This is a genomic window from Ralstonia pickettii (assembly GCF_001699815.1).
GTDB lineage: Bacteria > Pseudomonadota > Gammaproteobacteria > Burkholderiales > Burkholderiaceae > Ralstonia > Ralstonia thomasii.
In genome coordinates this window covers 55592-79082 of the sequence record NZ_MCGB01000070.1, presented here as the reverse complement: position 1 = coordinate 79082, position 23491 = coordinate 55592, and the positions used below count along the sequence as shown (strand labels likewise).

20 protein-coding genes are annotated in these 23491 nt (G+C 63.5%); 5 read left to right on the top strand and 15 right to left on the bottom strand.

What is annotated here, in order from left to right; all coding sequences use genetic code 11:
- The 13 genes from BEK68_RS14240 to BEK68_RS14180 form a co-directional block, all read right to left on the bottom strand.
- Positions 1-742, bottom strand: a 742-nt coding sequence (locus BEK68_RS14240) for a TadG family pilus assembly protein (RefSeq protein WP_249262924.1), incomplete at its 3' end; no start/stop codon positions are given.
- Positions 743-833: 91 nt separating this feature from the next.
- A complete protein-coding gene (locus BEK68_RS14235; RefSeq protein WP_004627359.1) occupies positions 834-1163 on the bottom strand; it encodes a DUF3613 domain-containing protein in 330 nt (109 codons plus the stop codon).
- Positions 1160-2083: a tetratricopeptide repeat protein gene (locus tag BEK68_RS14230; protein ID WP_012430293.1), complete on the bottom strand. Its 924-nt coding sequence runs from the start codon at positions 2081-2083 to the stop codon at positions 1160-1162. The genes BEK68_RS14235 and BEK68_RS14230 overlap by 4 nt, the downstream gene beginning before the upstream one ends.
- Before the next feature lies 1 nt (position 2084).
- Complete coding sequence (locus tag BEK68_RS14225; RefSeq protein ID WP_012430292.1) at positions 2085-3074, bottom strand: type II secretion system F family protein; 990 nt, start codon at positions 3072-3074, stop codon at positions 2085-2087.
- 9 nt (positions 3075-3083) lie between these two features.
- Positions 3084-4010 carry a type II secretion system F family protein gene (locus BEK68_RS14220; protein ID WP_004627364.1) on the bottom strand — a complete coding sequence of 309 codons (927 nt, stop codon included), beginning with the start codon at positions 4008-4010 and terminating at the stop codon, positions 3084-3086.
- The gene (locus tag BEK68_RS14215) at positions 4003-5358 is read right to left on the bottom strand and encodes a CpaF family protein (RefSeq protein WP_004627366.1); all 1356 of its coding nucleotides are present in this window, start codon (positions 5356-5358) and stop codon (positions 4003-4005) included. Before BEK68_RS14215 ends, BEK68_RS14220 begins: the two co-directional genes overlap by 8 nt.
- Positions 5355-6698, bottom strand: a complete 1344-nt coding sequence (locus BEK68_RS14210) for an AAA family ATPase (RefSeq protein WP_065851750.1) — start codon at positions 6696-6698, stop codon at positions 5355-5357. Before BEK68_RS14210 ends, BEK68_RS14215 begins: the two co-directional genes overlap by 4 nt.
- 9 nt (positions 6699-6707) lie before the next feature.
- On the bottom strand, positions 6708-8072 hold the full coding sequence (locus BEK68_RS14205; RefSeq protein WP_004627370.1) for a type II and III secretion system protein family protein: 1365 nt from the start codon (positions 8070-8072) through the stop codon (positions 6708-6710).
- The gene (gene cpaB, locus BEK68_RS14200; protein ID WP_012430291.1) at positions 8065-8988 is read right to left on the bottom strand and encodes a Flp pilus assembly protein CpaB; all 924 of its coding nucleotides are present in this window, start codon (positions 8986-8988) and stop codon (positions 8065-8067) included. Before cpaB ends, BEK68_RS14205 begins: the two co-directional genes overlap by 8 nt.
- Before the next feature lie 52 nt (positions 8989-9040).
- The gene (locus BEK68_RS14195) at positions 9041-9544 is read right to left on the bottom strand and encodes a TadE/TadG family type IV pilus assembly protein (protein WP_004627374.1); all 504 of its coding nucleotides are present in this window, start codon (positions 9542-9544) and stop codon (positions 9041-9043) included.
- Positions 9545-9608: 64 nt separating this feature from the next.
- Positions 9609-10160 (bottom strand): A24 family peptidase, encoded by a 552-nt coding sequence (locus tag BEK68_RS14190; RefSeq protein WP_012430290.1) that lies wholly within the window; start codon positions 10158-10160, stop codon positions 9609-9611.
- Between the two features lie 9 nt (positions 10161-10169).
- Positions 10170-10349, bottom strand: coding sequence for a Flp family type IVb pilin (locus BEK68_RS14185; RefSeq protein ID WP_004627381.1), 180 nt, complete (start codon positions 10347-10349; stop codon positions 10170-10172).
- A 565-nt stretch (positions 10350-10914) separates the two neighbouring features.
- Positions 10915-12039: a collagen-like triple helix repeat-containing protein gene (locus tag BEK68_RS14180; protein ID WP_004627382.1), complete on the bottom strand. Its 1125-nt coding sequence runs from the start codon at positions 12037-12039 to the stop codon at positions 10915-10917.
- Positions 12040-12527: 488 nt separating this feature from the next.
- Here BEK68_RS14180 and BEK68_RS14175 point away from each other — a divergent pair, with 488 nt between their 5' ends.
- The 5 genes from BEK68_RS14175 to BEK68_RS14155 all read left to right on the top strand — a co-directional run bounded on the left by BEK68_RS14175 (position 12528) and on the right by BEK68_RS14155 (position 20220).
- Entirely contained in the window at positions 12528-13769 is a 1242-nt protein-coding gene (locus tag BEK68_RS14175; RefSeq protein ID WP_065851747.1) for a collagen-like triple helix repeat-containing protein, read from the top strand.
- A gap of 266 nt (positions 13770-14035) precedes the next feature.
- Positions 14036-15721, top strand: coding sequence for a ShlB/FhaC/HecB family hemolysin secretion/activation protein (locus BEK68_RS14170; protein ID WP_024542188.1), 1686 nt, complete (start codon positions 14036-14038; stop codon positions 15719-15721).
- Positions 15722-15852: 131 nt separating this feature from the next.
- Entirely contained in the window at positions 15853-17106 is a 1254-nt protein-coding gene (locus BEK68_RS14165; RefSeq protein WP_012430287.1) for a helix-turn-helix transcriptional regulator, read from the top strand.
- A gap of 304 nt (positions 17107-17410) precedes the next feature.
- Positions 17411-19498 carry a putative bifunctional diguanylate cyclase/phosphodiesterase gene (locus BEK68_RS14160; RefSeq protein WP_012430286.1) on the top strand — a complete coding sequence of 696 codons (2088 nt, stop codon included), beginning with the start codon at positions 17411-17413 and terminating at the stop codon, positions 19496-19498.
- A 413-nt stretch (positions 19499-19911) separates the two neighbouring features.
- Entirely contained in the window at positions 19912-20220 is a 309-nt protein-coding gene (locus BEK68_RS14155; RefSeq protein WP_004627393.1) for an H-NS family nucleoid-associated regulatory protein, read from the top strand.
- Positions 20221-20340: 120 nt separating this feature from the next.
- On the opposite strand, the gene BEK68_RS14150 is transcribed toward BEK68_RS14155, so the two are convergent.
- Positions 20341-21882, bottom strand: a complete 1542-nt coding sequence (locus BEK68_RS14150) for a methyl-accepting chemotaxis protein (protein WP_004627396.1) — start codon at positions 21880-21882, stop codon at positions 20341-20343.
- A gap of 180 nt (positions 21883-22062) precedes the next feature.
- Positions 22063-23490 carry a PAS domain-containing protein gene (locus BEK68_RS14145; protein WP_012430285.1) on the bottom strand — a complete coding sequence of 476 codons (1428 nt, stop codon included), beginning with the start codon at positions 23488-23490 and terminating at the stop codon, positions 22063-22065.
- Position 23491 lies beyond the last annotated feature (1 nt).

Here is a 23491-nt window from a genome sequence, read left to right as displayed (position 1 = left end):
CCGGCGAAGAGGCTCCACCATCGCCAATATTGATCGGCACATTCAGATCGCTGCCAAATGACAACGCATTGCTGGCGCCTGCCCCACCCACCGACACCCCAGCCAGCCCTGACTGCGATGCCACTGAGATGACGGCATTGAAAAGGCTCCCGAGGCTGGGTGACAGCGAAAGCAATTGCTGCATCGACCCCGCCCCCAGCGCCACGGCAAGATCGGCGAGCCGGATGTTGGTTGTGGCCAGCCCCTGATAGGAAACAGCATCGATATTCAGATTCGTGTGAAGCAAATATCCGAGCAGCTGGTTCAGCAGTCCGTTATCGACAGAAGCCAACCCGGACCCCAGGGAGAACGCCACGATGGACGTGTTCTTCGCAATCGCAGTCGCCTGCAACCTCCGCTGACCGACCATGAAGAAATACGGCACGTTCTGCGTGATCGTCACCTGCGCGGCGTTCGTATTTCCATCCACTGCGGCTTGCGCGGTGAAGTACGTCGGAGCAGTCCCCGCACTGGCATCCCATACGCCCGGCACGACGGCCAGCGTGACGTTGGTGCCATCCACCGTCAGCCCGTTCTGTATCACCGCCTGCTGTGCGGCGGCAGGCAAATCCAGCCGCTGTGCGGCCGCCATGGCTGCGAGGTCGGCGGAACGCTGCAACGCGCGCTGCGTATAGAACAGGTTGCCGATGTCGATCGACACCAGCACCGCCAGACCAACCGTGGCGATAAAGGTGGCCGTCATCACGCTCACCGCGCCGCGCAGGCGGCGGCGGAGCTTAGCGGATCGACGAAGGCGGGGGGTGGCTCGTGTCACAGCGGCGTTCTGTGAAGGGTCAACGTGCGGTAGTGGCTTGACTCGAGCTTGTCGACTTCGCACTTGGAGCCGTCTGCGAGAGGCCAGGCATCGGTCGACTGAACGAATCAAGGTAGCGCTGATACGCCAGCGCGGCCTGCTCCCCGCGCAACGGGACGAACTCGCCCGCATACGTCCCATCGCGTTGCGCCTTGAGCAAGGCGCGAGTGGCATCGCCCATGTTGCTACCCACGTTGGGCGCGGCTTGCGTAGCGTTCTGCGGATTGCCGCCCGAAAAGCCTTGCGCGCCAGCCGGGTTGCTCATCAGCCATACCGCCATACCGGCAGCCATCAGAATGCGGGGGATCATTGCGCGGTCTCCAAGGTGTCAAGCAAGCGGCCGCGCTGCAATGCCAGCGGACGGGATTGGGTCGTGATAGCGGGCGTGGCCGTCCCGGCTACGCCTGCGGCAGATGGGCTGAGCGCCACCGCACGGGTGGCAGCCGCCGCCGCGTCGCGACCGATACGCCGATCGCGCCAAGCGCCCCGCACGCGCGCCACGTCTTCGTCAATGGCCTTGCGCGCGGATGCCGTCAGCTGGGCGTGCGACGCGAGCGACGCAGCATCGTCCTTGCGGTCATTCACGGTCAACCAGATCACCAGGTTGCCGGCGATCTTCGGGCTGGAAGCGGCCATCTGCTGCGCCTGCATCAGCGGCACGCGGGCTTGTTCGACCTCGCCGGCACGCATCAGCGCGTAGCCCAGATCGCTGGCTGTGCTGGCGTCGGTAGGATTGGCCTGCGCTGCCACCTGCAGCCGACGAGCCGCCTCGGTAAAGTTGCCCTGGCGCCCCGCAATGATGCCCAGACCGCGCCATGCGGCGGCATTGAGCAATCCGCCTTGCGTGCCTGCGCCCATGGCGGACGTTGCTCCCACCACCGCACGGTATTCGGCATCGGCAGCGGCAAGCTGATCGGTTTCGCGCAATGCGTCCGCACGCAGCAGCATGATCTCGGGTGCACGGCCATAGCGTTGCTGGTAGGCATCGATATGCGCAAGCGATGCGTAGTACAGGCCCTGCTCCTGCATCCTGCGGATCAACGAAAGATACGTCGCCGGACTGGTGATCTCAGACTTCTCCTGGCTCTGGCGCTGACGTGCCATCTCGATGTCGGCATCGGCACGCAGGCTCATGTCGGACGTGGCCATCGAGCCGCAGCCAGCCAGCATGACGGTCAGCATGGTCATGCCGGCCAGGGCGGCGCGCACGGCGTTTGGGAAGCGTGTCATCTCAATGTCCCCCGGTTTGTTGCAGGCTGCGCATGACGCCCATGAACCCCGGCCCCGCGGTGATGATCAACAGCGCGGGCAATAGCGTCATGACCATGATCATCGTCATCTGCACGGTCAGCTTGCCCACACGCTCCTTCAGCCGCGCGCGGCGGTTCTCCTGCAGACGCCCGCCGAACTGCCGCAGCGGCTCCTGCACTGCGCCGCCGAAGCGATCCACCTGGGTAAGCAGCGTGATCAGGCCCTTCAGGTCTTCGTTGTCGAACAGGCGCGCGATGCGCAACAGCGTCTGCTCGCGGGAGCGGCCCGAGGCGAACTGCTGGTTGGCGCGGCCAAATTCACCCGCCAGCACAGGCAGCATGCCGTGGAATTCGTTGGCAATCACCTGCAGACTCTGGTCAATCGACAAGCCGACGCCCTGCAGCAGCCGCAGCATGTCGACCATGACCGGCAGCTCATCATCCATACGGCGCCGGCGGCTTTCCTTCCGACGCCCGAGCAGCCACTTCGGCGCAAGGTAGCCCAGCGCAAAGCCGACAAAGCCAAACACGAACACAAACAGGGCCGATGACGCGTGCAATGCGCCGAATACGGCAAGCAGCGGGGGCAGCAAGATACGGGTGCCGCCAAAGACCGTTCTGGCGTGTTCACCGTAGTAACCGCATTCTTCGAGCAGCTTGCGGTCTTCCTCAGTCACGATGCGGCGGCCCAGGCCTGTGTCGATCCAGCGCTGCCCCACCTTGGCGATCTGCTGCTGGAGCTGCTGGGCTTCACGCGAGCCATGCGGGCGCGGTCTAGCGGCGGGCGGCACAACCGGCGACGCTGCGGGCGCGGCCGGATTGGCCGCCGTCGCGCGCATGTCGGACAGCGCCGTATCGAGCTTGCGTGCGCTGCGATGTCGCGTGAGCGTTGCACGCAGCGCGAGCCCACCGAATACCAGCACGCCCGCGGCCGCTGCGGTCAGGCTGAGGGTGATCAGGGTATCGTCCATGCGTTCTCCTCAGACCGATTTCGCCAGCCTGGCCAGCATGACTGCACCCAGCACTTCCATACCGAAGGCCGTAAGAATCAACGTCTTGCCGAACGGATCGCGCCACATCGACATGATGTACGCCGCGTTGAACATGATGATGACACCGCCCACCACGACGGGCAGCAGCCCGATGATCCATGCGGATAACCGCGTCTCTGCCGACAGCGCAAACAGCTCGCGCTGGGCTTGCTGCCGGTCGCGCATGAATGCAGCCGTGCGCTCCATCACGATGTCGGCCCGCCCGCCGTAGCGCAAAGCAAGGCGCAGCACCGACGACAGCAGGATCAATTCGTTCACGCGATACTGCCGGCCGACGGTCAGCACCGCGGCGTCGAGGTCCTTGCCGGCGCGCTGCATCTGCGTGATGGCAGTCAGGCAGTTGCGCAGCGGCTGTTCGGTGTTGGCGCTGGCCGCCTGAAACGCCGCAGGCACCGCGCTGCCGATGCTCATCAGCCGCACCACGCCATCGAGAAAGCCCGGCAATTGCTGCAGCAGGCGCTCGTTCATCTTTCGGGTCCGGTTCCAGAACAGGAAAGCAACGATCACGACGTACAGAGCGAGGGCCGTCAGGGCAGACAACATGCTCGACACCGCCCAGACGGCGAGCGTAATCATGAGCGCGGGGCCAATCAGCAGCACGTAGAAGCGCCGGCTCGGCTCGATATCTGCGCGGCGCAGTGCATCCTGCCAGGCGCGATTCAACGAGTCGGGCACGCTTGCCGGCACGGGCTCCACATTCGGTTGATAACGCGCGTTGATCTGCTCGGTCTGCGCACGCACAAAGCTGCGCGATGCCTCGCGCTCGCGACGGCGTACGGCCTCCGCCCACAGCATGAGCGATGCGCCCATCAGCAGCAGCGCGAGGCAACCGAACCAGAGCGTCATGCTAGACATGGAAACGGCCTCCGCCGCCAAATCCAGTCATGCCGCCATCCATCCCGCCGCCTTCGCTGTTGCGCATGCGGGCCAGCTTGGGCGAATGCGGCTGCAGGCCAAGCGCCGTCCAGCGGTCGACCTCTTCGCCGTCTGGGCCGACATAGGGCTCGTAGCGGTACAGCTCCTGCGTCGAGATGATGTTGTCCCCGAGCCCGGTGACTTCCGTAATCGACAGGATGCGACGCTTGCCGTTGGATAGCCGGCCGATCTGCACGATGAAATCAATGGCGTTGGTGATCTGCCGGCGCAGGCTCACCTCACTGCCCTGGAAGCCGGCAAAGCCCGCCAGCATTTCCAGTCGGTAGAGGCATTCGCGCGGGCTGCTGGCGTGGATGGTGCCCATCGAGCCATCGTGGCCGGTGCTCATGGCTTGCAGCATTTCCAGGACTTCACCGCCGCGCACTTCGCCCACGATGATGCGGTCGGGCCGCATGCGCAGGCTGTTGCGCAGCAGTTCCCGAATCGTGACGACGCCCGTGCCCTCGAAGCCGCCCGGCCGGCTTTCCAGACGCACCACGTGCGGGTGATTGAGCGACAGCTCTGCCGTGTCTTCAATGGTGATCACGCGCTCGGTCGTCGGAATGTGATACGCCATTGCGTTGAGCAGCGACGTCTTGCCGGAGCTGGTGCCACCGCTTACCAGGATGTTGCAGCGCGCGCGCACAGCAGAATCGATCAGCGCCCCGATCTCTTCGCTCATCGTGCCCAGGCCAAGCAGGTCTTCAGGCTTGAGCGGATCTTTCCGGAACTTGCGGATCGACACGACCGGCCCTTCCAGCGCCAGCGGCGGAATCACCACGTTGATGCGGCCGCCGTCCGGCAAGCGCGCATCGACCATCGGGTTGGATTCGTCCAGCCGCCGGCCGATGGGCGCAAGGATGCGGCGCACGATGCGCAGCAGGTGGTTGTTGTCGGCAAAGCGCACCGGAATGCGCTCCAGAATGCCGTGGCGCGACACGTACACGTCCAGGTGGCCGTTGACGAGAATGTCTTCCACCGCCGGATCGGCCAGCAGGTCTTCGATGGGCCCGAAGCCAGCCAACTCCTTGGTCAGCGCCTCGGCAATCTGCCGGATCTCCGTCTCGTTGACGGGAATGCGGCGCATCCGCGTAAAGCCTTCCACTTCCAGATCGACAAAACGCTGGATGGCCGTGCGCGACCAGCGGCCGAACTCGGCGCCAAGTTCTTCGATGCGTGTCAGCAGGTGTTCGTGGGCGGCTTCCTTGATGTCCTGGAAAGCCTGCGAAACGGCAAACGCGCCGTTGCCGGCGTCCGCCTGGTTGGAGAACTCGATGGGCTGTGTCATGTCGCGTTCCGTTCGGTAGTACCGATATCCAGTTCATTGGCGTCTGCCGACTTGCGTTTGGAGCGTCCGCCAAAGCGCCCACCCAGTCGAGCACTCACGCCAGACACCCAGTTCGACAAGCCAGACGCGCGCTCGCTCTGCTGGGCATAGCCGAGTGTCTGGGCAATCTGCGCAAGCGCGCGGACATAGGCATCGGTGGGGTGCGTTTCCGCGAGCATCGCGCCCTGGTTGGAAGCAATGACCAGGGCTTCACGGCGATTCGGTACCGTCAGCACCGAAGGAATCTCCAGCCGCTCGGCGATCTGCGCTGCGTCCAGCGACAGGCGTGCGTCGAACTTCGAAATGGTCAGGTGCAGGTGGTCACGGTCAATCTCGCGCTTCTTGAGTTCCTGCATCAGTTCAGCCGCCGACACGATGGCGCCCACGCTTTGCTCGGTCACCAGCATCACATCGTCGGCGGCCTTGATGATCTGTGCGATGAAGTCGATGTTGCCAAAGCCACCCAGGTCAACGACCTGCAGGTCGAAGAACGTGCGCAAGCGGTTGAGCAGACCCAGCGCTTCGGAGAACGAAACGTCGCGCATCTCGGCTAGCGAGATCGGCAACGGCAGGACCGCAAGCCCGTTCGGATGACGCGACAGCGCGGTCTGCACAAACACCTGGTCGAAGCGGCGCAGGTTGCGCACGGCTTCGACAAAGTGGAAGTTGGCTTGCACGTTAAGGTATAGGGCGCCATCACGCAGCGGCTGGCCAAGGTCGAGCAGCATCACATCGCTGGCCGACGTGCGGCGCACCAGCGTGGCCAGATTGGTGGCCAACGTGGTGGCGCCCACGCCGGGGCGCGCGCCCAACACGGCCAGCACGCGGCCACGGCGGGTCGGCTCAGCCGATGCGCGGTCCGCCAGCAGTCGACGCACGACGCGCACAGCCTCGGCCGGCGCGCCGTCCACGTCAACGAAATCCTTTACCCCTGCGCGCAAGGCAGCCAGCATCGCGCGGCCATCGGCAGCGGAGCCCACCGCCACCAGCGGCAAGCCCGGAAACAGACGCGCAAGTTGCGCGACCAGTTGCATCGCCTCGTTGATCGCGTCGGCGCCCTCGCCCAGCTTCTGGTCCTGATCTGGCACGTCGATCAGTGTGGGAGACGAGGCAAAGCGCACGAACACCACCTCGGGGTTCACTGCGCCAATCTGCTCGATGAACGCGTCGTGGCCAGTGGTTTCGGCCACCAGCACGCCCAACTCGCGAATTGCCGCGGCCAGCCAGCGGTGTACGCCTTCCGACTGTGCGTCGCCTTGCTTACCGCCACGTGCGCCGCCGTGCAGAAGGAAATAGTCCATGCCCGCCCCTTACTTCGAGAACCCAGGCATGGCGGCCGGATCTGCCACCCCCAGCGCGAACGGCCGCCACACGGGATCGCCCGCGGTATCGCGATCCCGCCCGCTACTCTGTCCCGGCAGCATCTTGTCGATCGGCGCATTGCGTGCCATCGGCTTGACCAGATGCGGCGTGACGATGATCACCAGTTCCCGCTCTTCCTGGTTGTAGTTCAGGCGCTTGAAGAACGTCCCGATAATCGGCACGTCACCCAGGAACGGCACTTTGTCGACGTTGGACAGCGTGGACCGGCTGACCAGCCCGCCGATGACAAAGCTCTCGCCATCGCCAAGTTCAACTGTTGTATCGGCACGGCGCGTGACGATGGCCGGCACCGTCGCACCGTTGAGCGTCACGCCTCGGCTGAAATCCAGATCGCTCGCTTCAGGCGCCACCTTCAGCGCGATGCGGTTCTCCGAGAGAATGGTGGGCGACACCGTCAGCCCGATGCCGAACGGCTTGTATTCGATAGTCGTGGTACCCAGCGCTTGGGGCACGGGAATCGGAATCTCGCCACCGGCCAGGAAATTGGCGCTCTGGCCTGACAGGGCAACCAGGCTTGGCTCGGCCAGCACACGCGCCATGCCGTTTGATTCCAGCAAGCTGAGGTCGGCAAAGAGGCCCTTGCTGACCGAGGAGACCAGCAGGTTGAACGCCGAACCGATCGGCATGGTGGATTCGGTAGACAAACCGTTGGAGCCAAACGTGACCTTGGAGAGCGACGACGGCGCAAATGTCCGGAAATCGAAACCGCCGCGCGTACGACCAAACGTGAACCCGGCCTCCTTGAGCACCGTCTTGCTGAACTCCACTACCCGCACGTCGACTTGCACCGTACCTGGCACGTTCATCGAGGTGGTGTCGATGACGTTGCCATCTTTAGGTTTTTCTGCGCCGCTGGCTGCAGCGGCCGAACGGCGCGCACGGGCCAGTGCGTAAACATCCTTGGGCTGACCTGAAACAACCGCCGTATCGCCCTGTGCAACCACTGCCGGGTCACCCGGCACAGGCGCCGCGGCGTCCACCTGCACGTTGTAAGTCGTCGCAACGCCGCCTTGCGTCCAGACCATCACGTTGGCCGCACCCGGCTTCTTGGCGATGATCAAAACGCTCGTGGCCGTACCTCGCCCCTTGAGCAACAGGGCATCGGCAATCTCGGGGTTGCCGATGGCAATGCGTTCGAGCGGTTTGCCCAGGCGAATCTCGCGCTGGCTTCCCGTCAGCAGATGAAGCGTCTGGCCGGTCGGTGCCGTCTCGGCAAATGCGCTCGACACGAAGGCGGCGCAGCCCAACGCGAGTCCGCCCATCCAACCGCGAACCATGGCGGCATCAGTCATGTTGCTCCTCACGTTTTCCTGCGCGGATGATCTCGACACCAGTGCTGGCGGTACTGCTGCGCACCGTCGTGCGGGCCGCGGCAATGGCCGGCAGCGGCGGCGGCACAACGACCAGCCTGCGCGCCGAGCCCGTCAGGCTGGCCATCGACACGCCGGCTTGTGCGACGTCCATCGGGTTGCGGTTGGCGGCCGCCAGCAATGCGGCATCCTGCGGTTTGACGGTCGGTTCGGCGTCGTCCCCTGGGTTGCGCAGCGCCAGCAGCAGACGACCGCTCTGGTGTGCCATCGCCAGCTGGCTGACAGCCTCCACCGGCACGGCCAGCACGGCCGTCTTGGCCTGATCGACCTTGCGCGTGACCCCGCTGTTCTCGGGCTGCTTCTGCGGCCCTTCATTGATGGCCAGCGGGCCAAACGCCAGGACCCGCAGGTGCGGCAGCAGCAGGCGCGCCTGGCTGTCTTCGATCTCCTGACCGTCCTTACGCATCACGAGAAACACATCGACGTAATCGCCCGGCATAACGCGATTGCCCACGCCGACCACCTCGTCCACGTTGATGGCAACCGCGCGCTGACCGGCCTCGACCTGCTGCGCCAATCCGGAGGAAAGTTGCGACGCAATCAGCGGCACACCAACGCCGACCGGCAGAATGGGTTCACGCCCGACGACCTTCGTGACGTCGGAAAACGCTTCGGCCGGATTGATGGGCAGTTGCTCGATGGCCACCTGGTCTGCGGTGATGGGCTTGCCCGCCTCCAGCGGTTTCGTGGTCACGACCACGGGATAGACCGCTTTGCCATCTTTCTGCTCGGCCACGGGCGCCGGCGGGCGATGCGCCGACTTCCATGCCACGGCGCCAAGAATGGCGGCGAGCAGCAATAGCGCGGCGGCGAAGATCTGAAGGTGTTTGCTGGTCATCTGGGCGGCGTGTCCGAGCGGTCGATCGAGAAGGTCAGCGAACTGAAAAACGTCAGGAGCCGGGCACAAGCTGCACGACGGCAGAGCCCGTCAACGTAGCCGGTGCGGGCAACAGCGGTATCGAGGGCAGCAGCGGGTTGTTGCCGGAGGTCACGGGCAATGTCAGGACCACGCTCAGGCATTGCATGCCCGCCACGTTCTGGCAATTCACCAGCGGGGTGCTGCTCTGATTGGTCTGGACCCGCCCGGTCAGGAAGGTGGGAAGTACTGACGTCACGGCCGCATAGGCGGCTGCCACACGCTGCGTGTTGGAAGGCTGATAGCGGAGCGCCGCGCGTGCGCCCTCTTCCGCCGCCAGGGTCAGCGCCTGCTGCATGGCGAGGATCACGCCGTAGTACACGACGCCAAGCATGAGCACCAGCAGCACCGGCACGACGATGGCGAATTCGACTGAAGCTGCGCCGCGGCCGCCGTGCCGCCGGGGGCGGCGGACAGCATGCGTGCGGACTTCCGGGTGCATGCGAGCACCCTCCCGTTCCCGTTGCAATGTCGGCATGGCCGACTCCTTTCTTATAGGCAGGCCGCTTGGCGGCTCTTTTTCAACGCCTCAACTGTCTGAACTACATGCCCGGCAGCCAAGGCATGCGCATCACTGAGGGAACCCATGGCAGACTCAGCAACCCGATCGCCATGTAGGCGGCGTAGGGGATGCCTCGAAGCCCTGCATGAGCGATATCCCAGCGAGCGATAGCCGGGCACACGCGCATCACAATCCAGGCCGATGGAGACGACGCGTCAAGCTGGCGTAACACTACGATGCCGAGCGCGTGCAAGCCGGAAATCATGCTCGAGACAAGCCATACGGCCACAAGGCCATGCCAGCCTGCCAGGAGGCCGACGACAGTGAAGAACTTCACGTCGCCGGCGCCCATCCAGCCGAGGGTGTACAGCGGCAGAAAGCAGGCAAATGCAATCGCTCCGCCGAGCCAGAAGTCCTGCCAGTCATAGGCAAGGTCTTGTACCCCGCCGAACTTGATCAGAGCGATGGACAGCACTACCCCCGCGGCGACGAGCCAGTTCGGCACGCGCCGTAAGCGGATGTCCAATGCGATTGCAAGAACTGCGAGAACTGCGACGCTTACCCAGCCAGCAATATCGATGTGGCTATGCAACGCCTGGCTCTAGCAAGCAGTCCCGCCCTTGACGGCTGTACAGATATTGGTGAAGACGGTGTTGAGCTGCGTACCCAGCTTGCCCACGATGACCGTGATGGCCGCTGCGATCAGACCAGCGATCATGCCGTACTCGACGGCAGTGGCACCTTGTTCGTCACGGATGAACTTCAGAATGGCGTTTTTCATGATCTCTCTCCTGTTTGCACTCGCCCGCGGATGTGTTGATCTCGACCAGCTTTCGGCGCTCCTACCTTAGCCAGTTCATATTTGCTAATCACGGATAAAACGCATGGGGATTTACTGCGATGACACGAACAGCAGAAGATTCGCCGTCCGCGTCGTTCCACTAATGGAACGAAATTCGAATGTCATCGAACGCAGTGTCCCGAACGCGCCCGATGATCGCCGCCTACCCCCATGAACATCCATTTTTTCCGGCGTGTCACCTATGTCACGTAACACACCGTAACGCCTTTATAGGCGTGCGGCGCCGCAAACAAAATAACTCAATTAAGGTACTTACCTTAATTTAGAGTGAAGTCTCTATTTAATTTTATTAATGACACGCCAACCCCTTGAAAACTAATGGAAATCCCTTAATAAACCCGAGACCAGGCCGATTATTTGGACGGGTTTTCCATTAATACTCGCGGCTGACCTAAACGCTCCCCATTTCTGTCTAGGCAAAAAAAAGGATGCGCGAGCGACGGGAACACGCCCGCGCACCTTCAAGAGCACAGACAGGTACTGCTCAGTGCGCCGGGCTGCCAACGCCGCCCAGCAAGTTAGTGACAGGGGCCAGCGGATTGCCGCCCGATGTGCCGCCGGCTGCGCTGGTCGCGCCGCTCAGCAGATTGGTGATGGGCGCCAGCGGATTGCTGCCACCGGCTGCGCCGCCCAGCAGGCCCGTGACAGGCGCCAGGGGACTGGAGCCGCCAGATGCGCCGCCCAGGAGGCCGGTCAACGGAGCCAGCGGGGTCGTACCGCCGGAGCTGCCCCCCACGCCGCCGAGCAGGCCGCCCAGCGGGTTGCTGCCCGCCGACCCGCCGGTCGTGGCGACACCGCCGATTGCTGCGACAGTCGTCCCGAGCGACGTCACCACCGGGCCCAGGGTCGAGACCACCGGTACGCCCGTCCCGGTGATGGTGTTGCCGGCACCGCCCACGCCGCCGCCAACGGTCCCAAGCAGATTGTTCAAGGCTCCGCCCAGGCCCGTCGAATCGCCAATCATCTGAGTAGCGCCGCTGACCTGCGTGGTGACTGGCACGATGGCCGTGCTCAGTTGCTGCGTCACCTGCTGCACCGCGCCGGAAGACAGCGCGCTGCCCAGCAGCGTACCGCCACCAATCAGCGCCTGGCCGATCTGCTGGACGCCGCCGCCCACCGGTTGAGTGATCGGTGCCAACGGTGCGCCAGAACCTTGGCCGAGGCCTTGCACGAGCGAGCCTGCGCTCACGGTGGCCTGGCCCAGGTCCGTCACGACATTGCCGGTGCTGGCCACCGTTGTACCGATCGGATTGGGGTTCTGGCCCATCTTGCCAAGCCCGGTTTGGACGCCCAGACCGAGATCGCTGACCGCCTTGCCGGCGTTGTCAACCGTGCCGCCCAGCCCGGCCTTGGCCTGATCCGACAAGCCCGGAATGTTTGCGTTTTGAAGCGTGGAGCCGAGGCTGCTGACCGCCTGGCCAGTCGCCACAACGGTGTTGCCCGTGCCGTTTGCGACCTTGCCGACGGGCGTCACGCCCGTCGTGTCGTTCGGGCTCGGATTCGGCGAACTGCCCGAGCCGGAGCCTCCCGAAGAGCAAGCCGCCAACATAAGAGCGGCAACAGCGCAGGCCAACGGCGCAACGCGAATGGAGTGTCGAATGTGAGTCATGGTCCGTCCCTTTCTTGGAATGATGTGTCTTGATGTCTGAGCTCGGTATTGCGGACTGCGGGCCGCATTCTGCAAATCGCATGCCAACCGCATTAGAAACAGGGCTCAGTTTTCAAAGGACGGCGTGTGTGTTGGTTTTACGGGCACCGCGTCAGGTGTTTCCCTAACTTGAGCGCCGACCGTTACCCCACCCAAATCCATGTTCCCAGCGTTACGACGTAACGTGACACGGAACACATCCATCGCCGACATAACCCCGAGAGCAGACGTTTAACCCCCACTTTTGTGGGGTATGTAAATTCAGCATTCTGATTAGTTTTCACAATTCCCCCGCTTTATCGAGATAAACGGGGCAAATTCAGATACAGCATTACACAGTGCGTAATAATGGTGACATGGCACACCGTTTGCAGAGTCCGGCCACCTCACGTCGAGAGTGAGACTTTTTCCTGCTGACTAAAGCGGACTTTTAAAACGGGAGATCCATCATGAATAAGAATATCAAGTGCCTGGCCGCCACCATGGCAAGCCTGTTGGTTTTGGGTGGTTGCGCCAGCTCCGGCTCAGGAGACATGGGCAGCTCGCTGGGCGGCTCGAACGGCGGCGGCTCGAACAACAACGGCGGATCAACACCAACGCCTTCGCCCTCCCCGTCGCCTTCGCCGTCGCCTTCGCCCTCTCCTTCGCCTTCGCCGTCCCCCAGCCCGACTCCGGCACCTGCGCCGCTGACGCCGACCGGCGCCGTCCTCAACAATGCAGGGGGCATCGTCACGGCGGCCGGCTCGACTGTGAGCGGCCTCGGCAAGACCATCGCCACCGCGCCGCTGCCCTCGCAGCTGAGTGGCGTGCAAAGCGGCTTGGGCGGTGTGGTTGAAAGCGCTGGCGCGACGGTTTCGGCGCTGGGCACGGGCGTACAGAACGGGTTGGGCAGCATCGGCCGCAACACCAATCCGGTTGGCACCACCGTTTCCAGCCTCGGGAACGTGGTGACCGGTGCGGGCAACACGGTCACGAGCGCCGGCACGCTGGTCAACAACCTGGGCACCGGTCCGCTGGCGCCGCTGGCTCCAGTGACAACACCGCTGGCAGGCGTGGTCACGCAAGTCGGCCAGGCTGTTGCCAACGGCGGCGGCACGCTGGGCACGGCCCTGTCGACCGGCCCGGTGGAGCAGCTCACGCAGCAACTGAGCACGGCCATCGTGCCGCTGACGTCGCAGATCACCAGCGGCACACAGACGCTGGGCGCGGCCACGGGTCTGGGTTCCCCGGCAAACTCACTGCTGGGCACGATTGGCGGCGCGGTGGCCAATGGCGGTACGACCCTCACCGCTGCCAACGTTCCGGTTGTCAGTGGTCTCGGTGGCGTGGTGACGGCCGCAGGCACCACGGTTGCCGCGCTGGGCGGCGCTGTGTATTCGCCGACGGCCTCGGGCGGTAATCCGCTGGCCCCGATCACAGGCCTGCTGGGCGGCCTGGGTGGCACGCCAGGTGGTAGCAACCCGCTTGCTCCGATCACCGGTGCGCTCGGTAGCCTGGGCGGTGCAGCCGGTGCTGCCAGCAACCCGCTGGGGCCCATCAGTGCGATCACGGCCCCGGTTGGCGGTGTGGTCACCACGGTGGGCACCGGCCTGACGTCAGCAGGTGCGGCAACACCGCTGTCTCCGGTCACCGGCGCGGTGGGTGGTCTGCTGGGTACGGTGGGCACCACACTAGGCGGCACGCGCCACTGATCCGCGGTCCACGCTTCGGCGGACCGGCTAACACGCCAGTCCGCCGCTGTCGAGTTTCAAACGCATCGATGCCGCGCAATGCGGCATCGTCATTGGGCTGGCTGCCACGCACCTATCACCCCAGTATCTACTTGGGCCGTTGCGTCGCGTGAACGCTCGCTCAATGTGTTTTGTTGTAAAGCACCATGTCTCGCGGTTATCGTTTGATGGAACGCGCGGCTGCACGGCTTCGCGACACTACAAACGAAATCACGGAGGAGACAGGCGTGCGGACCACCACCATGCGGTTGGCCCTGGCCACAGGCGTAGCACTGACCGGCCCGGCACTGAGCTGGGCCCAGAGCAGCCCCACTCAAGGCAACCCGATCGACACGCTTCCCAAGGTCGATACCTCCCGTCCGCCCCAGCAGAAGATCCAGGTGGAAGTGCAGCGGCCGAATCCGGCACTGGAAAACCTGCTCGCCACGCATCTCACACCGACCAAGTTCCAGATCGAAGGCGTCAAGACGCTGCCGTTTCCCGAGGTCGCTGCGCATTTCGCGCCGCTGGCCGGGCACGACGTGACCGTCGCGCAACTGCTGCAGGCCGCCAACGATGTCACCAAGCTGTATGCCGACCGCGGTTTCCCGCTCTCATTTGCTTTCGTGCCGGCACAAACGTTTGAAGGCGGTGTCGTGCGCGTCACCGTGGTCGAAGGCTATGTGGCGCGCATGCGTATCGAGGGCACACCCGGGCCACTGGCAGACCGCCTGCGAGAAATCTCGCAGCGCCTGATGAATGAGAAGCCCCTGCGCCGCGAAACGTTCGAGCGCGTCACCGGCGTGCTGGCGCTGCAACCCGGCGTGCAGATCACCGCGACTGTGCAGCCGCCCACCACCACCGATGGTGCGAGCGAACTCGTGTTGAACGTGAAGCGCCAGCCGTACACGATCGGCACGGGCATCGAATACCGTTCGCCGGGTGTGCGGGCCATCATTACGGGCACGCTCAATAGCGTGACGCCGCTGGGCGAGCAGATCACCGTCTCGACGCTGCAACCGCGCGGGTCGGATCATGAGACGTTCTACTCGGCCTCGTGGGCTCAGCCAATCGGCACCGACGGGCTGCTGGCCAAGCTCACGTGGTCGCACTATCGCGGCATGCCCGAGAATCTGCCGCTGGAGCAACTGGGCTATCAATCGCGCTACCTGACCGACACGCAACGGCTCGGGTTGTCATTGAGCTATCCGGTACTGCTGTCGAACACGCGCAACCTGATGGTGACGGGCACCTTCTACGGCAACGACGACAAGCAGCGCTACAACCCGCAAGTCACCACGCTCCCGCAAACTGAGCTGGATACCAAAGTCCGCGTGGCCGGCGCCGAGGTGCTCTATACCGAAATCAACCCGGGCGAGACTCGACGTGCGTCGTTGGGCTTATACCAAGGCATCAATAGCTTGGGCGCCGGCAAGGCCGCCTCGTCCAACGCCAAAAACGATGTTGACCTGAGCTTCCTGCGCACGCGCGTCACCGCCAGCGAAGCCCACGACTTGCCCCTGGGCTTTGGCGTGGTGGTGTCGGGGGCAGCGCAGTACAGCGGCGCGGTGCTTCCATCGTCGGAGCAGATCAGCTTTGGCGGACGCTTCTTCGGTCTCGCCTATCCGGCCGGTGAAGTGGCAGGTGATCGCGGCTGGGGCGCATCGGTGGAAATCAACCGCGCATTCCAGGTATCGATGGACTATCTGAAGACCGTGCAACCTTACCTGCTGTACGACACCGCAAAGGTCTATTCGAACGCAGGCACGCTGGTGCATGATCAGCTCGGCTCGATTGCCCTGGGCGTGCGCTTCTCCGATCGGAAGTACTACACGCTGGACTTGGCCATCGCGCGTCCCGTGGGAGACAAGCCGATCAACTCAAGCTCGCGCAGCCTGCGGTTCAACGCCGCCTACACGTACCAGTTCAACTGACGCACGCCGGTATCGTGAACATGTGCACGAATTTTTTATATTTTTTATATTTTCAGCGCTGAAAGTCGCCCATACTCCCCTCTCAAGGGGGGGATACATCGCCGCCGGAATTTGGGAGCATCGAAAGCGGAATGTTAAGTTTTTCCAAAGAGTTGCCGATTACCACAGAAGTCGCGCAGAACAACAATAATCATGACAGCGACGGCGGCATCACGCCGCAACACGCCGACAGCAAGGGATTGCACTCTGAGCTGTCGCAATACGCACCGGGGGCCATCATGCTGCAACGTCTATCGGATGACGCAGAATTCCATCGACTCGTCGATACCATCTACGAGGCGGTACTCGAGCCTGCGCAGATGCCGATCGCCCTGGCCCTGCTTTCTGTGTATGCCGGCGCCGAAAGCGCACACTATTTCGTCTGGGACAAGCACACCGACACGCCGCGCCACGGCGTTTCGTCGGGCTGGTGCCAGCACTGCCCGCAGCCGGGCCACTGCAACAGCTTCTGTCACGATCCGCAACTGCTGAGCGCCGCGCCGCCCGAAGAGACGCCTTCGGCAGGCATGACACTGATCGATACGCCCGACATGCGCGTCACGATGCGCCTGCGCACGCGCGACGACGATGCATCGGAAGTCAGCACCATCGAACGCGAAACCCGCCTGCAGCGCGTGCTGCCGCACCTGCAGCGGGCTGCGCGCATGCAGCAGCGCAATCTTGAGCTGAACGAACTCGCCGCACTCGGCATGGCCGGGCTGGATACGCTCGACTTCGGCGTGATGGTCATCGAGCGCACCATGCGCGTGAAATACGCCAACGCCTGGGCGCGCACGATGACGACGGAAGACGACCGCTTGTCGCTCGATGGCAGCCTGTTGCATTCGGCTGATCACACACACGACGCGGCGCTTCGCAACCTCATCGAACATGCTGCCGGGTCACTCGGCGTACAAGGCGCGGCCGGTTCGTGGATGTACCTGGCGCGCGATGGCCGCCCGGTACCGTTCATTGCCACGCCGCTCACGCCTTCCGATGCGATGCGTTCGGCCTGGGCCTCGCCGCTGGCGCTGGTGCTCGTCGGCAACTCCGAGGCACGGTCCGTCATGGACGCCGGCGTGCTCGCCTCGCTCTTCGGGCTGACCAACAAGGAATGCATCGTCGCTGCACGGCTGGCCGCAGGCGAAACCCTGCAGGAAATTGCCGAGCGCGAATTTCTCTCGCTGCACACGGTGCGCGTGCATATCCGCGACATCCTGCGCAAGACCGGCACGCATCGCCAGTCTGAGCTTGTGCGCCTGCTGCATCTGTTGCCCAGCGTCGATCTGGAACGTGCTGGCGCTGCCACTCCGGCTGCGCGCCGGCGGGGCCGCCTCAACGCCTGAGTACGTGCGCGATTTTCCTCCCCACTTCGCCTGACTTCCGACGCTCAATCACGAGCGGCGAGCCATCCGCGTATACCCGGCTCACGTTTCGGCGGTTTCTGCCGATCCCCCAAGACAGGCGTGGCGCCGTCATGCTTGCTTGATGCGAAGCGGTAACGGCGAATGATCCCGACGCATTCTGTGAATAACGCGCAACAAACGCGCCTTTTCGCGGCCTGAAACGACAGGTTTTTGCGCTATCCTCGCCGCAAAACACAGACTAGGCGCTGGTCGTAGATCGGGGGGCCGCGCCGGATGCGCTCGCATGCATAACGATTTCCATATTGCGCTGCTGCTGTTTGCGTGGGTCAGCACTGGGCTGACCACGTTTGCCGCACTGGACGCTGCGACACGTCTGCCGGGGGGCTCGACGATCGCAAAACGCCGCAACTGGCGCATCGCCTGTGCGGTCATTCTTGGCATTGGGCTGTGGGCGGGGCTTTGGCTCGGCCAGCTCGGCCTGCATCGGCAGGTCGGTGCGGCCGTATCCGCGCCCATTGTGGCGACACTCATGACAGCGCTGGCGGCCTCGCTGGCGGCTTTCTCCATCGTGTTGCCGGACACTTCGGCTTCCAATGGCGCACAGGCTCCGCAACGACGCAGCATTGCCATGGGCGCCGTGGCGCTTGCCATCGGCCTGTTGACGATGGAGCTGTATATGACACGCCCCTGGGTGCATGACCAGGCATTGTCGCTGCGCCGCGCCGTGCTTGGCTGGGGCGGCGGCACGCTGGTGCTTGGTGCAGGCGTGTGCTTGGCGATGTGCATGGCATTTCATATGCCGCCCGCGCAGCGCCGCGCCGCCGTGGGTCTGCGCGCACGTGCCGCAGCCGTGCTGGCGACAACTGCGGTGCTATCGCTCGTGCTGTGGCCGTGCGCCGCCGCTTGGCCGGCCGATGAATCAACGATGCATATCGTGCCCGTCATCATGCTCAGCGCCGGCGGCGTGTTGATCGCACTGGGCCTGCACGCGGTGCTGATGATGCTCGAGACCCGTGTCGACTCGGCGCAGGCGCACCTGGAAGCTTCGCTGGCGCGCGTGGCAAACCAGACGCCCCGGCCCCAACTCCACGACGCGCTGACCGGCCTGCCGAACCGCCTGCATCTGCGCGAAGCGCTGGAGGCGGCAATCCTGTCGTCCACGCGACGCGGGCGTCCGTTTGCTCTCTTCTATCTGGATCTCGACAATTTCGGGCAGATCAACGACCAATACGGCCGCAACGCCGGTGACCGTGTGCTGCAAATCATTGCCGAGCGCCTGCGCCAGGCGATTCGCGGCGAAGACACCGTGGCACGCCTTGGCGGCGACGAATTCGGCATCCTCGTTGAAGGTCTGGCGCTGCCCGAGTCTGCCGCCACCATTGGCGACAAGCTGCTGTTCCGCCTGCGTGAATCGGTGGAAGTGGAAGGCCGGCGCCTGCGCGCGACCGCCAGCATTGGCGTAGTCGTTCATCCTCACAACGGTGCGACGGCAGACACGCTGCTTGAACATGCCGACACGGCCATGTTCGATTGCAAGCAATCCACCGGCAACGCCTACCGCTTCTTCGAGCCGCGCCTGAACACCACGGCACACCGCGTGCTGCAGATCCAACGTGCGCTCTCGCATGCGGCCCTCAACGGGCAGCTCTCCGTGTACTACCAGCCAAAGTACGACGCGCGCACGCAGGCCATGGCCGGCGCCGAAGCACTTCTGCGCTGGAACCACCCGGAGCTTGGCCCGGTGTCGCCAGCGGAGTTCATCCCGTTGGCCGAACGCACCGGCACCATCGTCGAACTGGGCGACTGGGTGGTCGAAGAAGTCTGTCGCCAGATCATGCACTGGGATGCCATCGGCATGGCGCCGCAGCGCATTGCCGTCAACCTCTCGCCAAGGCAATTCCAGCAACCCGATCTCGTGCAGCGTCTGTCGCAGATCCTGCATCGCTATCAGGTTGCCGCACATCGGTTGATGTTCGAGATCACCGAAACCGCGGCCATGCGCGATGCGAGCCAAAGCATCGCGGTCATCCGTCAGATCCAGTCGCTCGGCTTCGAGGTGGCCATTGACGATTTCGGGACCGGTTATTCCAGCCTCAGTTATCTGCAGCGATTTCGCGCCCAGCAGATCAAGATCGATCGCGCATTCGTCTCCGCGCTCGATGACAATCCGCCCGAGGCAGCCGCCATCATTCGCGCCATTTGCGCGATGGCGCACTCGCTGGACATGACCGTGGTGGCGGAAGGCGTGGAAACCGAAGCGCAAATGCAGGCCCTGGTGAATCTGCAATGCGACCAGGTTCAGGGCTATCTGCTGGCGCGTCCGATGCCGGCCAAGGATTTTCAAGGGTTGCTTGGAGTCGAGTACGCCTGAACAGGCGGCATCGAATAGGCGGCACAGAAAATGCGCCATTTTGATGCATTCGGCATCGCGCTTCAGCAACCTTTCATCTTCATATTCGCCGATATTAGACCAAGACCACCGGCAATTGCCGAAGCAATGAAGCAGTCACATAAGAAAAGAATTGAGTAGGGATTGCGTAGTTGGTGCGTTGCATCGATTGCAATACGGCCCAATGGTTTTGTAATGGTTCATATGTTTATGATTTCGACACATCGCGCAAACGCCCATCCCATGCAGGTTAGCGCAAAGAACAGTGCGGCAGAAAATCCACGTCGTTGACATGAGGTCTTAACGAAATTCAATTCTCAATGGCAAAGTCGTTATAATGCGCTGGGCTACGGGGAGCGTGCCCGCGTTTCAATTGCAAAGTTGAGGAATCCATAATGCCGACTTACAAGGAAATCGTTCAGAAGATCTCTGAACTGCAGCGCCAAGCCGATGAACTTCGGGCAAATGAACAAGCGACGGTGATCGCTGAAATCAAGCACAAGATCGTGGAATACGGCCTGACCGCCGAAGACCTCGGTTTTGGCGCCAAGGGTGCCGTGGCCTCGAAGAAGGCTGGCCGTAAGGTGCCGGTGCGTTACCGCGACAACAACGGCAATACCTGGACGGGCCGTGGCAAGCGCCCGGGCTGGCTGGTAAAGGAGCTGTCGTCGGGCCGGAAGATGGAGGATTTTCTGGTCGCCTGAGCAGCGCTTCCAGCGCAGCATTCCGAGCCCGCACAAAGAGGCGCGCCGGAAACCACAAAAGAGAAAGGCCGGCGAATTTGCCGGCCTTTTGCATGTCTGCCTGACAGTGGTCAGGCGCAGTTATACCTGGAAGCGCCCCACAGCCGTACGCAGCAATTGCGCCTGCTCTTCCAGCGACAGCGCAGCGGCCGCCGCCTGCTCCACGAGCGCAGCGTTCTGCTGCGTCACTTCGTCCATCTGGTTCACAGCCTGGTTGACCTGCTCGATGCCGGAACTCTGCTCGTCGGACGCCGCAGAAATCTCGCCCATGATGTCCGTTACGCGCTTCACGGCAGTCACCACGTCCTGGATCACCACGCCAGCCTCTTCCACCAGCGCCGAGCCGTTCTGCACCCGGCCCACCGAATCGCCGATCAGGTCCTTGATTTCCTTGGCAGCGCTCGCCGAGCGCTGCGCCAGGCTGCGCACTTCGCCCGCCACCACGGCAAAGCCTCGGCCCTGCTCGCCCGCGCGGGCGGCCTCCACGGCAGCGTTCAGCGCCAGGATGTTGGTTTGGAAAGCGATGCCCTCGATCACCCCGATGATGTCGGCAATCTTCTTGCTGCTTTCGTTGATGCCGGACATTGTCTCGACCACGCGCCCGACCACCTCTCCGCCCTTGACCGCAATATCCGACGCATTGACGGCCAGTGTGCTTGCCTGACGCGCATTGTCGGCGTTCTGCTTCACGATGCTCGTCAGTTCCTCCATGCTCGACGCCGTTTCTTCCAGCGACGAGGCCTGCTGCTCCGTACGCTGCGACAGGTCGGCATTGCCGGCAGCGATCTGCTTGGTGGCGCTGGCAATGGAATCCGCCGAGCTCTTGATGTTGCCGATCGTGCCCGTCAGCTCACGCTGCATCTGCGCCATGGCGTAGAGCATGCTGTCGCGATCCCCCGAGCGGGTTTCAACCGGCACAGCCAGATCACCCGCGGCGATGCGGCCGGCAATGCGGGCAGCATAAGCGGGCTCGCCACCCAACTGGCGCTGCAGGCTGCGCGTAACGGCCACGACCACCACAGTCATCAGCAAGCCGACACCAAACAGCAGCCCCAGCGCCTTGATTAGCGACGCGTGGAATGCGGTCTCGATGTCGTCCATATACGTGCCCGTGACGAGGCACCAGTCCCAAGGCTGGTAATACAGCACGTAGCTCTTCTTCGGCTGCGGCGCTTCCGCGCCGGGCTTGGGCCATAGGTAATCGACAAAGCCGCCGCCGCTCTTGCCCACGCGAGAGATTTCCTCGAACAGATGATTCCCTGCCGGGTCGGTAAAACCCGACATGTCCTTGCCGTTCATTTCGGCTTTGATCGGATGCATCACCATCACCGAGTTGGTCTGGTTGATGCTGAAGTAGCCATCCTTGCCGTAGCGGATCATCTTGATGCGCGCGAGGGCCTGGGCGCGGGCCTCGTCGGCGGCGAGCTTACCGTCTTGCGCCATCTGTCCGTAGTCTTTGATGATGCTGAATACGGATTCACTGATGTTCTGCAAGTCGCGCTGGCGTTCTTCCAGGCGCAGGGTGCGGGTCTCCCAAGTGCTCCACAATGTGATCAACAACAGACAAAGCCAACTCAGGACAAGTGGCAGCCACAGCTTCTGACGAAGCGTGAGTCGATTCATCTTCCTTCCTCCAAGCGTTTTCTCTTTGTCCGCTAGGCACAGGTACCGATCGCGGCGCTCCCCTGGCGCGATTACACGCGCTCTGCTTGAGCTATCGAACACATATGCGAAAAACTTGAGTAGGACATCTACCCAAGTGCCAAGTCACCGCGGAGGAAAGGGGACACAGAGAAAGACGCCTCAACGCAAGGCGTCGGGATTGATGCTGGGAAGCGCGCCGCCTGTGGACGTCGTAGTGGGCCCAGGCAGTGATGTCGATTCTGTCTGCGGTGCGACAGCTTCTGCGGCGGGATGATCGGCAGGCGACCAGGATTCCCACAAGCCATGGCGACGCAGCGTTTCCGGTGCCTCGGCAACGATCGAAGCGGCTGAGCCGGCAACCCCCGCCGAGGCTGCTTTTGCAGCCACCTCGATATGCGACCCTGCCATGCGCACGGCATTGCCACCGGCGTCGCGCACTGCCACGCCGTGCGCGGCAATCTGGCGATAGCTGCCGTCCTTGTGCCGCATGCGGAATTCCGCCACGTAAGCCGGCGTATTGCCGTCAACATGCGCCTGGATGCGATTGAGCACCATGGGCAGATCATCCGGGTACACCAGACGGAGATACTCGCTCGTGCTTGGGCCGATCTCCTTGAGCGTGTAGCCCAGCATGGCGGCAAAGCGCGCGGAGAACTGCGCAGCGCGGGTGACCAGATCGAACTCCCACAGACCGACATCTGCGCCGTCGAGCAGCAGTTGATGGCGGGCAACAAGTTCGGCCTCGCGGCGGCGGTAGCTCTGCTCCAGGTCGTTGAGCGCCTGCACGGTCTCCTTGCGCAGACGGATTTCGCGTGTGGCAACGGCGGCGGCGGTGTCGCCTGTTGCACGATCCCGATAGCCCAGCAGCAAAGCAGCGAGCGCTGTTGCAGCCGCGCCCATCACGAGCAGCAACCGCAACCCTGCCGGCGCATTGCCGGGCATGTCGGAAAGCGTCGAAAACGAGCCTGCGAGCGACGCCGTGTACACCGCATCCGCCGTCAACGCAACGCCAAACAGCACGCTGACAAACAGACTCACGCCCGGACGGCGTACCGCTACCCCGGTCGCCCCCGACCGCGCCGAGAGCGCAAATTGCAGCGCCGCAGCACACGCCATCGCCGACAGAGCCATGACGATACCGAGCAGCCCGGCGTCTTCCCAGGCGGTGGCGCTGAAGCTGGTCACACCCGCCAGCAGCAACACCGCCACGGGGCCGCTTACGCTCAGCAACACGCCGAGCAACAGGGCGCGCATCAGGCCCGCACGGCCGCCCAGCACACACCACAGCGCCGCCACGGCCAGGCTCCAGCAGAACGACGCGAGCGTCATCACAAGCACCGCGGGACCTTCGTGCAGCGGCCAATGCGCAAGCAGCGGCAGCAGCGGCACTGCCCACAGCCCGACCGCCGAGAACAACGCTGTCATGACCAGCGGCACGCGCGTGCGCGGGGCCGTCGCACTGCGCAAGTCATCAAGCAGACGCAGCAGCAGACTGCCCGCGCCGCAGGCCACGACAAACGGCAGCAACGCAGGCAACAACGCGTGCGCCAGCGTATTGACCAGGTGAGCGATGAACGGCTCATCCACG